Annotated in this window: 13 protein-coding genes and 1 pseudogene; 6 read left to right on the forward strand and 8 right to left on the reverse strand. The window is 60.3% G+C overall.

Annotation, left to right across the window (positions count from 1 at the left end; genetic code table 11):
* Nucleotides 1-62: 62 nt before the first annotated feature.
* Nucleotides 63-692, forward strand: a complete 630-nt coding sequence (locus tag ACR9ZQ_RS23710) for an EF-hand domain-containing protein (RefSeq protein WP_481428905.1) — start codon at nucleotides 63-65, stop codon at nucleotides 690-692.
* A 134-nt stretch (nucleotides 693-826) separates the two neighbouring features.
* Here ACR9ZQ_RS23710 and ACR9ZQ_RS23715 read toward each other — a convergent pair whose 3' ends face one another.
* Nucleotides 827-1,693 carry an LOG family protein gene (locus ACR9ZQ_RS23715; protein WP_113182119.1) on the reverse strand — a complete coding sequence of 289 codons (867 nt, stop codon included), beginning with the start codon at nucleotides 1,691-1,693 and terminating at the stop codon, nucleotides 827-829.
* A gap of 194 nt (nucleotides 1,694-1,887) precedes the next feature.
* On the opposite strand from ACR9ZQ_RS23715, the gene dapD reads away from it, so the two are divergent.
* From dapD to ACR9ZQ_RS23730, 3 genes are all read left to right on the forward strand, one after another.
* Nucleotides 1,888-2,745: a 2,3,4,5-tetrahydropyridine-2,6-dicarboxylate N-succinyltransferase gene (gene dapD / locus ACR9ZQ_RS23720; protein ID WP_113325080.1), complete on the forward strand. Its 858-nt coding sequence runs from the start codon at nucleotides 1,888-1,890 to the stop codon at nucleotides 2,743-2,745.
* Nucleotides 2,746-2,847: 102 nt separating this feature from the next.
* Nucleotides 2,848-4,041 carry a succinyl-diaminopimelate desuccinylase gene (gene dapE / locus ACR9ZQ_RS23725; RefSeq protein ID WP_481428906.1) on the forward strand — a complete coding sequence of 398 codons (1,194 nt, stop codon included), beginning with the start codon at nucleotides 2,848-2,850 and terminating at the stop codon, nucleotides 4,039-4,041.
* Entirely contained in the window at nucleotides 4,028-4,624 is a 597-nt protein-coding gene (locus tag ACR9ZQ_RS23730; RefSeq protein WP_310379194.1) for a hypothetical protein, read from the forward strand. The genes dapE and ACR9ZQ_RS23730 overlap by 14 nt, the downstream gene beginning before the upstream one ends.
* A gap of 79 nt (nucleotides 4,625-4,703) precedes the next feature.
* Here the strand turns inward: ACR9ZQ_RS23730 and ACR9ZQ_RS23735 are convergent.
* The 7 genes and pseudogenes from ACR9ZQ_RS23735 to ACR9ZQ_RS23765 form a co-directional block, all read right to left on the reverse strand.
* Nucleotides 4,704-4,769, reverse strand: a pseudogene (locus ACR9ZQ_RS23735) (arsenate reductase (glutaredoxin)); the annotation flags it as partial.
* Nucleotides 4,747-5,553, reverse strand: coding sequence for a tRNA pseudouridine(38-40) synthase TruA (truA, locus tag ACR9ZQ_RS23740; RefSeq protein ID WP_310379196.1), 807 nt, complete (start codon nucleotides 5,551-5,553; stop codon nucleotides 4,747-4,749). The pseudogene ACR9ZQ_RS23735 and the gene truA, both read right to left, overlap by 23 nt.
* Nucleotides 5,553-6,488, reverse strand: a complete 936-nt coding sequence (gene fmt / locus ACR9ZQ_RS23745) for a methionyl-tRNA formyltransferase (protein ID WP_310379198.1) — start codon at nucleotides 6,486-6,488, stop codon at nucleotides 5,553-5,555. The genes truA and fmt overlap by 1 nt, the downstream gene beginning before the upstream one ends.
* A 20-nt stretch (nucleotides 6,489-6,508) precedes the next feature.
* Nucleotides 6,509-6,931 carry a type II toxin-antitoxin system VapC family toxin gene (locus ACR9ZQ_RS23750; protein WP_310379200.1) on the reverse strand — a complete coding sequence of 141 codons (423 nt, stop codon included), beginning with the start codon at nucleotides 6,929-6,931 and terminating at the stop codon, nucleotides 6,509-6,511.
* Nucleotides 6,928-7,191 (reverse strand): FitA-like ribbon-helix-helix domain-containing protein, encoded by a 264-nt coding sequence (locus ACR9ZQ_RS23755; RefSeq protein ID WP_310379203.1) that lies wholly within the window; start codon nucleotides 7,189-7,191, stop codon nucleotides 6,928-6,930. The genes ACR9ZQ_RS23750 and ACR9ZQ_RS23755 overlap by 4 nt, the downstream gene beginning before the upstream one ends.
* Nucleotides 7,192-7,254: 63 nt before the next feature.
* A complete protein-coding gene (def, locus tag ACR9ZQ_RS23760) occupies nucleotides 7,255-7,770 on the reverse strand; it encodes a peptide deformylase (protein ID WP_113325084.1) in 516 nt (171 codons plus the stop codon).
* Nucleotides 7,771-7,866: 96 nt separating this feature from the next.
* On the reverse strand, nucleotides 7,867-9,366 hold the full coding sequence (locus tag ACR9ZQ_RS23765) for a globin-coupled sensor protein (protein ID WP_310379205.1): 1,500 nt from the start codon (nucleotides 9,364-9,366) through the stop codon (nucleotides 7,867-7,869).
* 191 nt (nucleotides 9,367-9,557) lie between these two features.
* Here ACR9ZQ_RS23765 and ACR9ZQ_RS23770 point away from each other — a divergent pair, with 191 nt between their 5' ends.
* Nucleotides 9,558-10,781, forward strand: a complete 1,224-nt coding sequence (locus ACR9ZQ_RS23770) for a DNA recombination protein RmuC (RefSeq protein WP_310379208.1) — start codon at nucleotides 9,558-9,560, stop codon at nucleotides 10,779-10,781.
* Between the two features lie 44 nt (nucleotides 10,782-10,825).
* Complete coding sequence (locus ACR9ZQ_RS23775) at nucleotides 10,826-11,725, forward strand: ribokinase (RefSeq protein ID WP_310379210.1); 900 nt, start codon at nucleotides 10,826-10,828, stop codon at nucleotides 11,723-11,725.
* Nucleotides 11,726-11,924 lie beyond the last annotated feature (199 nt).

Raw genomic sequence — 11,924 nt, forward strand, 5'->3', positions numbered from 1 at the left:
CCGTGGCAGGGTTCGGTCCTACCTTTCGTATCGAGGGACATCCTACGAAAGGACGCACTGACATGTACCGCAACAAGCTTATCCTGACGGCGCTTTCCTCTGTTCTTCTTCTCGGCGCAGCCGCCGGGGCCAGCTTCGCAGCACCAGGCGACCAGGCTGATCATCCAGGCCACCATGGAAAAATGGAGCATGGCATGATGAGCGGTCCGCGTGGCGCGGCCTTCCGCGAAATCCTCTTCGTGCGCATGCTGAAACAGTTCGACACGAACAAGGACGGGCAGATTACCAAGCAGGAGGCGACCGATGGCATGGAGAAGATCTTCGCCGCCATCGACACCAACCATGACGGCTCGCTGACGCCAGGCGAAATCCGCGCGTACCGCGAAGCACAGTTCAAGGCGCGTCGTGAAGCGGTCTCGGCCAAGCAGGGCGATGCGGATCAGAATGCGATGCCGCAGGCAGGCGACGACAAGGACCATGGCCGTCACGGCCACGACGGCCACCACTGGATGCATGACAATGCCCGCTTCATGGCAATCACCATGATGATGGGGCGTATCGACACCGACCAGAACGGCCAGATCAGCAAGCAGGAAGCGGAAACCGCCTTCAACAAGTTCTTCGATCGCATGGACCGCAACAAGGACGGCGTGATCTCGATCGATGACATGCCTGACCAGCCCTTCCTTTGAAGGGAATAACAAAGCGTTCCCTGGATATCGCGAGGGGTTTGCCCCTCACCCGAAGCCCTCTTCCCGTCCACGGGAGGAGGGGTTTTTCGTTTGTGCCGGGCGTAAAGCCGCTGACCAGTTTGGCTTGAATTGCTCTATTCGCGGTGTTCGTAAAAGTCCTGCACGATCTTCCAGGCCTCATCGGCAGTATCGACGAAGCTGATGAGGTTCACGTCCTCAGGCGCGATCGTCCCGAATTCGGCAAGCGCGTCGAAGTTGATGATGCTGTGCCAGAATTTCGAGCCGAAGAGCAACAGCGGGATGCGTTCCATGCGGCCCGTCTGGATCAGCGTCAGGCATTCGAAGAATTCGTCCAGCGTGCCGAAGCCGCCGGGGAAGACCGCGACCGCCTTGGCGCGCACCATGAAATGCATCTTGCGGATCGCGAAATAGTGGAAGTTGAAGCTGAGCTCGGGCGTCACATAGGCATTCGGCGCCTGCTCGTGCGGCAACACGATGTTGAGGCCGATCGAAGGTGCTCCCTCATCCGCTGCACCGCGGTTTCCCGCTTCCATGACGCCGGGGCCACCGCCGGTGACGACGACATATTCGTGGAAATCGAAGCCGGCTGCATAACGCGAGCAGAGGCGGGCGAATTTGCGAGCTTCGTCATAATAGACCGATGCGGCTTCGAGGTTTGCACGCTGGGTCTCGTTGCGGGCTGCCCAGGCGCTCTGGCCGGGGGCCGGAATGCGGGCGCCTCCGAACATGACGACGGTCGATTTGATGCCGCGCTCGGCCATCATCATCTCGACCTTCAGAAGTTCGAGCTGCAGGCGGATCGGTCGCAGTTCCTCGCGGCAGAGGAAATCCTCATCCACATAGGCAAGGCGATAGGCCGGCGAGAGCGTCTGCGGCGTCTTCGGAACCGCTTCCGCGCGCTGCCTGTCGCTCGAACTGCTCTTCAACGGATCCCAGACACCGTCCTTGCGTCGTCCGCCACCGTTTCTTGCCTTTGCCATATCGAAATGCCTTTCAGTATCACCGGCCACGAATGACCGGATATGTCGCTATAACGCCTTGAATCCAGATATGATCTTGTCCGAAAAATCATTCCATTTTACGGGTGCATGCTATAGATCGGGTGACAACCCGCCAATCGCAATTCCGGAGACCTGCCGTCTCCACGATAAAGATCGAAGTTTAAGGAATTCCCATGAGCGCCACCGACCTCGTATCCCTTGAAAAGACCATCGAAACCGCTTTCGACAATCGCGACAATGTGAACACGTCGACGAAAGGCGAAGTGCGCGATGCAGTCGAGGCCGCTCTAAACCTGCTCGACGGGGGCAAGGCACGCGTGGCCGAGCGCGGCACCGATGGCGTCTGGAAGGTCAATCAGTGGCTGAAGAAGGCCGTGCTGCTCTCCTTCCGCCTTAACGATATGGAAGTGGTCAAGGGCGGTCCCGGCCAGTCGACCTGGTGGGACAAGGTGCCCTCGAAATTCGAAGGCTGGGGCGAGAACCAGTTCCGCGCCGCCGGCTTCCGCGCCGTGCCTAGTGCGGTCGTGCGCCGCTCGGCCTATATCGCTCCGAACGCCATCCTGATGCCGTCCTTCGTCAACCTCGGCGCCTATGTCGGCGAAGGCACGATGGTCGACACCTGGGCCACCGTCGGCTCCTGCGCGCAGATCGGCAAGCATGTGCATCTCTCCGGCGGCGTCGGCATCGGCGGCGTTCTGGAGCCTATGCAGGCCGGACCGACGATCATCGAGGACAATTGCTTTATCGGTGCGCGTTCGGAAGTCGTCGAAGGCTGCATCGTGCGTGAAGGCTCGGTGCTCGGCATGGGCGTCTTCATCGGCAAGTCGACCAAGATCGTCGACCGCGCTACCGGCGAGATCAGCTATGGCGAAGTCCCGCCCTATTCGGTCGTCGTTGCGGGCTCGCTGCCATCAGACAAGACGATGGCAAACGGCCAGCAAGCGCCTAACCTCTATTGCGCCGTGATCGTCAAGCGTGTCGACGAGCAGACCCGTTCCAAGACGGGCATCAACGAACTGCTCCGAGATTGATGACAGCCCGATATTGATTCGGTAAACAATCGGCGTCTTTTAGGCGAGGCCGCCTCGCGCCTTGCCACGCCTTTGCCATTCCCACCGGATAATTCGACCGCCATGACCGCCACGAATCCTGTTGCCAATCTTCAGACCCTGATCCGCTGCCCATCCGTGACGCCGGCAGAAGGCGGCGCGCTTTCCGCGCTGGAAGCGATGCTTTCTCCGCTCGGTTTCAAGGTCGACCGAATGGTCGCGAAGGAAGATGGCACGCCTGATGTCGAGAACCTCTATGCCCGTCTCGGCACCGAGGGACAGCATCTGATGTTTGCAGGCCATACTGATGTCGTGCCAGCGGGCGATGAAGGTGCCTGGAAGCATCCGCCCTTTGCCGCCGAGATTGCCAATGGCGAGCTGTTCGGCCGTGGCGCAGTCGACATGAAGGGCGGCATTGCCTGTTTTGCCGCCGCCGTTGCCAGGCATGTCGAAAAGCATGGCGCGCCAAGGGGCTCGATTTCCTTCCTGATCACAGGCGACGAGGAAGGCCCGTCGATCAACGGGACGATCAAGCTGCTGCAGTGGGCGACTGAGCGCGGCGAGACATGGGATGCCTGCGTCGTCGGCGAGCCGACCAATCCGAACAAGCTCGGCGACATGATCAAAATCGGTCGGCGCGGTTCGCTGTCCGGCAAGATCGTCGTGCACGGCGTGCAGGGGCATGCGGCCTATCCGCATCTTGCCGACAATCCGGTGCGCGGCATGCTGCAACTCACCCAGGCGCTGATGGATCCGCCCTTCGACGCCGGCACGGACAATTTCCAGCCGTCCAACCTCGAAGTGACGACTATCGATGTCGGCAATCCGGCGACGAACGTCATCCCCGCCAGGGCTTCAGCGAGCTTCAACATTCGCTTCAACGACACCTGGACGGCAGATACGCTTCGGGCTGAAATCATCCGGCGCCTCGATACGGCAGCTACGGACGGTGCCTTGCGGCCGGGTCGCGAGCCGGTGAAATACGAGATCATCTGGGCCGACCGCCCGAGCCATGTTTTTCTGACGCGCAACAATGCGCTGATCGCCTCGCTGTCGTCGGCGGTCGAGACCGTTACCGGCGCATCGCCGGCGCTGTCGACGACGGGCGGCACATCGGATGCGCGCTTCATCAAGGATTATTGCCCGGTCGTGGAATTCGGCCTTGTCGGCCAGACCATGCACATGGTCGACGAACGGGTCGCCGTTGCGGATCTGGAGACGCTGACGGTGATCTACGAGACTTTCATCGAACGTTGGTTTGAAAATGCCGGGCTTTAGAGAGGTTCAGTATTATCTCGCCGGCATCTGGCTGCTGATCAAGCTCGATCCGCGCGGTTTCCGCTTCCTCGACATATCGGATCGCGGCGTCAACCGATCCTTCTGGGCAATCATCTGGTGCTTGCCGCCGACAGGCATTTCCTGGCTCTGGTGGCGCAATGCCTATCTGCGCTCCATGCCGCCGGAGACGGACGTCGGACTTCCCTTTTACTTCCGGCTTGGGCTCGTGGAGCTTGCGAACTGGTTCGTGCCGCTGGTCTTTGCCGGCCTGCTGCTGCTTGCCGTTCGTATGGGCGAGCGCTTTGCGCCTGTCGTCGTCAGCGTCAACTGGCTCGGCGTGCCGCTTGCCTATATCAACGGGCTACTGCTGGCGCTCGTCTTCTTCCTGCCGGGTTCGGTCGGCATCGTGTCGATGCTGCTTCTCATCTTCATGCTGGCACAGGTCTTCGTGCTGGCGCGCATCCTCAGGATGATCTGCCATGGTCATGCCCTTATGGTCGGCGCCCTGACGCTGGTGCTCCTGGTGCCATCGATGATGCTGTCGGAATATCTGCAGAACTTCCTCGGCATCTATCCGGCTTGATCTGCGTAGATTGACGACTTCGCCATCGCGTCGGCGGCGTCTTCAGATATTCGATGACTTCGGATTCTTCGCCGGATTAGTGGATCATGGCCAGCGTGTTGCGCGACGTGCCGCAGGCCGGATTACGATAGATCGTCACCATCATCGTTTTCATCCACCGGTTTGCGGCGATCGATGATCACCTGGGGATAATCCACCTGCATGAAATAGAGCCCGTCCGGTGGGGCCACGGGGCCGCAGGCCTTGCGGTCACGCGCCTCAAGTGCTGCCCGCACATCGTCAGGCGTCCACTTGCCTTCGCCTGCGAGCTTCAGAGTTCCCGCGAAGGAGCGGATCTGATTGTGCAGGAAACTCTGGGCGGTGGCACGGATCTCGATCAGTTCGCCATTACGGGTCACATCCAGCCGGTCGAGCGTGCGCACGGGGCTGTTTGCCTGGCAGTGAGCCGAACGGAAAGTTGAGAAATCATGCTTGCCGACGAGGATCTGGGCTGCGGCATGCATGACTTCATGATCGAGCGTCTTCGGCACCCACCATGCCTTGCCCGCCTCCAGCGCCAGCGGCGCGCGGCGGCTGATGATGCGGTAGAGATAATGCCGGCGGAGCGCGGAGAAGCGCGCGTCGAAGAATTCGCTCGCGGCCTCGACATCAAGGATCGCCACTTTCTCACCCGCAAGCTTCAGATGGGCATTCAGTGCATTCTGCAGCTTGAAGGGCGACCAGTCCTTCGAAAGATCGGCATGGATGACCTGCCCCATGGCGTGGACGCCGGAATCGGTGCGGCCCGCGCCGCGGACGGACACGGTATCGCCGCTTGCCGAGAAGATCGCCTTTTCGATCGCGCCCTGCACCGAGGGTCCGTTGTCCTGTCGCTGCCATCCGACATAGGGGCCGCCGTCATATTCGACGATCATGCGGTATCGCGGCATCAGACGAGCCTCGTGCCCGCAGTAAGCGGTGTTCCGCGCAGGAAGTCGGCAGCGGCGAGCGGTTTACCGCCGGCCTTCTGAAGTTTCGTGAGGCGGACGGCGCCCGCCCCGCAGGCAACCACGAGATCACCGGTCAGAAGCGCGCCGGCTGCTCCCTCACCCGCCGCAAGTTCGGAGCCGAGCACCTTGATGCGCTCCGCCTTGCCATTGCTCTCGAGCTCGAACCAGGCGCCCGGGAAAGGTGCGAGGCCGCGGATATGATTGTGAACGTCTTTGGCGTCGCGGCTGAAATCGATACGCGTTTCCGCCTTGTCGATCTTGGCGGCATAGAGCACGCCTTCGACCGGCTGCGGGGTCAGTGGCAGATCGTCCATCTCCAGCTTCACCATGGCCTCGGCCATGGCCTTCGCGCCTGTTTGCATCAGGCGGTCGTGCAGTTCGCCAGCCGTCATGTTCGGGCCGATCTCGACCTCACGAGTCAAGGCGACATCGCCTGTATCGAGGCCCTTGTCCATCTTCATGACCATCATGCCGGTCTTCTCGTCGCCGGCCATGATCGCCCGCTGGATGGGCGCAGCACCGCGCCAGCGCGGCAGCAGCGAGGCATGGCCATTGTAGCAGCCGTAGCGCGTGCCGGTCAGGATAGCCTCGGGCAGCAGCAGGCCATAGGCAACGACGACGCCGACATCGGCACCGAGCGCACGGAAGCGCTCACGCTCTTCAGGATCCTTAAAGTTGACCGGCGTGAAGACCGGGAGGCCGAGCAGCTCGGCCGCCTGGTGCACCGGCGATTTCTGGAGATCGAGCCCACGCCGTCCGCCCGGCCGCGGCGGCTGGGTATAGACGGCCACGATCTGATGGCCGGCTTCGACAAGCAGGCGCAGCGTCGGGACGGAGAAGTCGGGCGTTCCCATGAAAACGATACGAAGAGACATTCTATCTCGCCAATTGAGGATCAGCCGTCTTCAAACGGGTTTACGAGCTTGAGATCAAGCCCTTCGAAATCTTTTGTGTTGCGGGTTGCAAGCGTCGCACCGTGCACAAGGCAGATGGCCGCGATCATGGCGTCTTTCGTCTCCATTCTTCGACCCCGCTTTTCACGCGCCGCCCTGAGTGCACCGTAACGACGCGCTGCGGCAAGGGTGAACGGAATTATCCTGCCCGAAAAGGCCTCCTCAAGACGAAGATAGTCCTGCATCAGCGCCTCTCGCCGCTTGCCTTCTGGCAAGAGAGCCAAACCGTAGTGGATTTCTGCAACACTGATAGTCGTCAGATAAAGGTCGGCTCTGTCAAAGCTGTTCAACCAATGCAGCAATCGCTCGCTATATTTACGGCCTTCCAACTCGGAGATGATGTTCGTATCTAGAACGAAGCTCATTCGTGGAATTTCGGTGGAGCACGGTCCGCTTCATGCCGTGCAGTTTCTATCGCTGATAGCTCGTCATCGGTCCAGCGTTCAGCCCCGAGAAGACCACGCAGCCATTCTCCTGCCGGCTGCCGATCTTCGCGCAAGGTGCTGAGTGAGCGACGCAGATGAATGATCGCTTCCTCCGAAAGGCTGCGTCCGTTCTCCCGCGCGCGATCTTGAAGCTCGTGCTTCAGGGCATCATCCAAGTTTCGGATCAGAAGATCACCCATTAACAGCTCCTATGATATCATCGATATCATAAGGCGCGGCCGCAACATTTTCAATGCTGCAACTCAGAGCGCCTTGGACTTGGAAGCCTTGGTGAACTTCTTGATGACCATTTCGCGCTTCAGCCGCGAGATGTGATCGATGAAGAGCACGCCGTTCAGATGATCGATCTCATGCTGGAGACAGGTAGCGAGCAGACCGTCGGCCACCACACTCTGTTCCTTGCCTTCACGGTCGAGATATTTGACGGTGACCTGCGCCGGCCGCTCCACTTCCGCATAATAGTCGGGAATGGAAAGGCAGCCTTCCTCATAGACGGAACGGTCATCCGAGGAGCTGACGATCTCCGGATTGATGAAGACGAGCGGCTGTTTTTCCTCGCCTTCCTTCGAAAGATCGATGACGAGCATGCGGCGTGGAACGCCGACCTGGATTGCGGCAAGGCCGATGCCCGGTGCGTCATACATTGTTTCCAGCATATCGTCCGTAAGGCGCTGGAGATCGGCGTCGACCCGCTCGATCGGCTTGGAAACCTGACGGAGAACGGGATCGGGAAGAATGATGAGTGGCTTGATGGTCATGGCGTTCCCATAACCCATCTTTTCAAACTAGGGAATTATCCGCCGGGCAGGGATTGCGGTTTTTTGCAGCGCCTGCCCGGATTTTGCCTGGATTATTCAGGCTGCGCGGCGGGCGGTACCGGCAACCTGCCGACCTTCAGCACGAGCGCGGAAACGCTGCAGCAGTTCGATGAGGTTCTCGACCCCATCCTTCAGCCTGCGGGTTTCGGCAGACGTACGCTCGACCATGCCGGAATTCTGCTGGGTGATCGTGTCCATGTTGCGGATCGCCACGCTCACCTCGTTGACGCCGGTCGCCTGATCGCGGGCGGCAGCCGCAATATCGGCGACGAAGCTGTTGATGATGTCGATACGGCTGATCATGTCGCTCAGCGCCTCACCGGTGCTGCTGACGATGTTGACGCCCTCGTTTACCTGCGTCGAGCTTTCGGAGATCAGATTCTTGATCGCTTTGGCGGCATCGGCCGTGCGCTGGGCAAGCTGACGGACTTCCTGTGCGACGACCGCAAAGCCCTTGCCGGCATCACCAGCACGCGCAGCTTCGACGCCGGCATTCAGTGCCAGCAGGTTGGTCTGGAAGGCGATCTCGTCGATGACGCCGATGATCTTGGCGATTTCGGTGGAGGACTTCTCGATACCCGCCATGGCCGAAACGGCGCTGGTGACGAGTTCGCCGGAATTCTTGGCTTTCTCCTGCGTTTCGCGCACGGCGCCGGACGCCTTTTCGGCGTTGGCGGCGGTCTGGCTGACGCTGACGGAGAGCTGTTGCAGCGCAGCCGAGCTCTCTTCGACGCCAGCTGCCTGCTGCGCGGTGCGCAAGGCGAGATCGTCCGTCGCCTTGGACATCACATCGGCACCTTCGAGAATGTGGCCGGACGTGGTGCGGACAGACGTGAAAGATTCGCGAAGAGCGTTGACGGCCCTGTTATAGTCTTCAGCCATTTGGCGAAAATTCCCGGGCAGATCGGCAGGAAGGGTCGCTTCGAGATCGCCACGCGACAGTGCTTCAAGGCCGCGGCGCAGATGTTCCAGTGCCAGCGCTTGATCGGCTTCTGAGCGGGCGCGTTCTTCTTCCAACGCGTGGCGCTTTTCCTCGAGCGCTTCCAGATAGACGGAGATGGAATAATCCATGTCGAGCATCGCCGCCTTGATGACGGCGGTCAGCTTTTCGGCAAGCGCCTTTCCCTGCTGACGGGCAAAGAGCGATGGCCACTGCTTTTCCATGAGGCCACGGACGAGCTCCGACATGACAAGCGCATAGCCGCCGATATACCAGCGCGGCTCCAGGCCGATGCGGGCATGGGTGCGGCCGACGGCAGTAACACCATTCACATAGCTTTCGTCGAAATTGCCGCCCGAAAGATTGCCCCAATGTTCCTGCTGGCGCTTCTTGGCGTGGCCCATATGGGCCTTGTTGGAGAAGAAGCCTGCGACCGCCGGGGTCTTTGCGAGCTTGCTGTAGAACTTGTCGAGTGCGCCGCCGAGAAGCTCCGAGATCGCCGGCCGTAGCTCCCGCAGGTTCTTGCGCGCCTCATCGTCAAGCTCAATGAAGTCAAGGCGCTGCCTGAGGGCATTGTCGGTCTGGTGGGAAGTCATGGGGGATCTCTATCTGGCGAATGCGGAGGGAAATTGCAGCGCCAGATTTGGTGAATATGGTTTAGCAATCGTTAAGTGCGCGACCGATTTTTCTTCCGTTACAGTAAATTAGCGTCGTTAGCATTAGTAATACGGCGTGGATTGTTCACGTTTTGATCTGGATATTGCCGCTTATTTTGTTATGGTGCGGCATGACCGTGACATCCGACTCACTCACCATTTCCCTGCCGATACTGAGCCCCGGCGTGCTTGCACTTGCCGGCGGCGCACTCGCCGTTCTCATTCTCGTGACAATCGTGTTTGCCTTGCGCAATGCGGGCATCCGTCGCGAGGAAGCTGAAGAGGCCAATCTTCGCGCCGCGGAAAGCGAGGCGCGCATGGCAGAACTTCTGAAAATACAGGCGGAGATGCAGGGACGCATCTCGACCATGACGGAAGTCTTCGGTGCACGGCAGGCCGAACTCAATCAGGCGATCAACCAGCGGCTCGACGGCATGTCACAGCGCATGAGTTCGACGCTGACCGAGCAGACGAAATCAACGCATGACAACCTGCAGAAGCTGCAGGAGCGCCTTGCGGTGATTGATGTCGCCCAGAACAATATCCAGACGCTCGCCAAGGATGTCGTCGGACTGCAGGCCATTCTCTCCAACAAGCAGACGCGTGGGGCTTTCGGCCAATCGCGCATGGAAACGATCGTCGCAGATGGTCTACCGATGGGCGCCTATGCCTTCCAGCAGACGCTTTCCAACGGCTCGCGACCCGACTGCACGATCAGGATGCCGAATGGCGCACCACCGCTCGTCATCGATGCCAAATTTCCGCTCGAGGCGTGGAACGCGATCCGCGATGCAAGCGGCGCGGACGCCGGTAAGCTTGCTGGTCAGCAGTTTCGCCGTGACATGGAAGTTCACATCAAGGATATTTCCGAGAAATATCTGATCCAAGGCGAGACGCAGGAGACGGCTTTCCTCTTCGTTCCCTCGGAATCGATCTTCGCTGAAATTCACGAAAATTTCGAAGGGATCGTGCAGAAGGCGCACCGCGCACGCATCGTTATCGTCTCGCCTTCGCTCTTGATGCTGTCAATCCAGGTCATTCAGGCCGTGCTCAAAGACCAGCGCATGCGGGCGCAGGCGCATGTCATCCAGGGAGAAGTCGCCCTCCTCATGGACGATCTCGGCCGGCTCGACGAGCGCGTACGCAAGCTGCAGGGACATTTTTCCCAGACGCAGCGCGACGTGGACCAGATCATTACCTCAGCGGACAAGCTCACCAAGCGCGGCGCGAAGATCGAGGCGCTGGAATTCGAAGCAGGCGGCGACGGCAAGCCAACCCGCGAGAACGAGCCGTCGGCGAAATCCGTCGAAAGCCGAACCGGGTTGCTCAAGCTCAGGGTGGTTGACGAGGAGTGATCGCTTCGGCAGTGTCGCGGCCCGAAGCAAGGGACGGACATGCCATGATCACAGTTTTCGGCTCCATCAATATGGACCTTATCGCCACGACCAAGCGCCTGCCGAAGCCCGGCGAAACAGTTGCCGGCAACAGCTTTGCAACGGCTGCCGGTGGCAAAGGCGCCAATCAGGCGCTCGCCGCCCGGCGAGCAGGCCGCTATGTCCATATGGCGGGCGCTGTCGGCAAGGATGCCTTTGCCGAGGGCGCCCTTGAACTGCTCGACGGCGCAGGCACCGACCTTTCCCGCGTCAGCCATGTCGAGGGGCCGACGGGCACAGCTCTCATTCTTGTCGGCGGCGACGGCGAGAACATGATCGCGGTCATTCCCGGCGCGAACGGCAAGGTGAGCGGCGACAACGCCGAGGCTGCCGTCAACGCCATGAACGAGGGCGATATACTCATGCTGCAGCTCGAAATTCCTGTCGAGGCGGTCGAGCACGCGCTTGCTGCCTCTCGCGCCAAGGGCATCACCAGCATTCTCAATCTTGCCCCGCTCATTCCGGATGCGCCGCGACTCGGCCGGCTGGCCGATATCGTCATTGCCAATGAAACCGAGTTCGAGCGGCTGGCGGGACAGGAAAACATGAGTGCCGGTGACCGCGAGGCGGCGTTGGAGCGCCTGCATGCCGAGACCGGCCAGACGCTGATCGTCACGCTCGGCGGCGATGGCGTCATCGCGATCCGGGATGGCCAGATTTCCCGGGCGCAGGGCCTCGTCATCGAACCCGTCGATACTGTCGGCGCCGGCGATACGTTCTGCGGTTACTTCGCAGCAAGCCTCGATGAGGGGCTGGATTTCAACTCGGCGCTGCGCCGTGCAGCGGTCGCCGGCTCACTTGCCTGCCTGAAGCCGGGGGCACAACCCTCCATTCCGCTCGCAGCCGAAGTCGCAGACAGAATATAGTCCAGTCCAGCCGCGAACAATCGATAGAAAGCCACCCCTAGTTTTGGGGTGGCTTTCCGGATTTGCTGCCGAAACATAGCGAATTTCATTCAAATTTAAGAGGTTTCTGGCGATCCTTCGGGCGATCGCCACCTCGTTCATCTTCGAGGCGGTCAACCCCATGGCTGCTCCATGATAGAGCGTGCCTTACCCGCTGTGC

The organism is Rhizobium sp. KNZ14-9A (assembly GCF_056755015.1).